Genomic DNA, 1055 nt, shown 5'->3' on the forward strand with positions numbered 1-1055 from the left:
GCGTCGGCCAGCCGCTCCTCGGACAGCGTCCCGTCCACGACGGCGTCCACCAGCGCCTGGGCGAGGTCGACGGTGGTGGACTCCTCGGCGCTCTCGCCACCCACGCACACGGCGTCCGCGCCGGCGGCGACCGCCTTGACGGTAGCGCCCGCGATCCCGTACTTGCCGGAGACCGCGCCCATCTCGATGCCGTCGGTCACCACCAGGCCGGTGAAGCCGAGTTGGTCGCGCAGTACGCCGTTGATGATGGTCGGGCTCAGCGTCGCGGGCAGCTCGGGGTCGTAGGCCGGGATGAGCATGTGCGCGGTCATCATGGTGCGCACGCCGGCCTCCATGGCCGCGGTGAACGGCGGCAGCGCGACGCGCGTGATGGTCTCCGCGTCGGCGGTGAAGATCGGCAGGCCGTGGTGCGAGTCGACGTTGGTGTCGCCGTGGCCGGGGAAGTGCTTGGCGCAGGCGGCGACGCCCGCGCTCTGCAGGCCGCGCACCCAGGCGGCGGTGTGCCGGGCGACGAGGTCGGTCTCGGCGCCGAAGGAGCGCACGCCGATGACGGGGTTCATCGGGTTGGAGTTGACGTCGGCGCTCGGCGCGTAGTCGAGGGAGACGCCGATGGCGCGCAGCGCGCGGCCGATGTCGCGGGCCACCTGCTCGGTGAGGTCGGGGTCGTCGATGGCGCCGAGCGCGAGGTTGCCGGGCCAGGAGGCGCCGGTGCGTACGTCGAGCCGGGTGACGTCGCCGGCCTCCTCGTCGATGGCGACGATGAGTTCGGGGTTCTCCTCGCGCAGCGACGCGGTCAGCGCGGCGACCTGCTCGGGGGTCTCGATGTTGCGCCCGAACAGCACGACGGAGCCGAGCCCGTCGGCGATGCGGCGGCGCACCCAGTCAGGAGCGGTGGTGCCGACGAAGCCCGGTTGTAGGACGGAGTTGGCCAACCTGATGAGTTCCGGGTGGCTGCCACGTGCCATGAGGGGACCTCCGAGGTGCGGGTGTGGGCCGACGGATCGGACGGCCGGGCGACTTGGAGCAGACCAGCCGGATATTGGCCTGTACCACAC

General features: G+C 72.2%; 1 protein-coding gene. It reads right to left on the reverse strand.

Features of this window, described 5'->3' with window-relative positions:
- On the reverse strand, positions 1 to 965 hold a 965-nt coding region (locus KUM32_RS37230; protein ID WP_302185234.1), incomplete at its 3' end, for a glycoside hydrolase family 3 protein.
- Positions 966 to 1055 lie beyond the last annotated feature (90 nt).

It is taken from the genome of Streptomyces sp. AC627_RSS907, assembly GCF_019049165.1.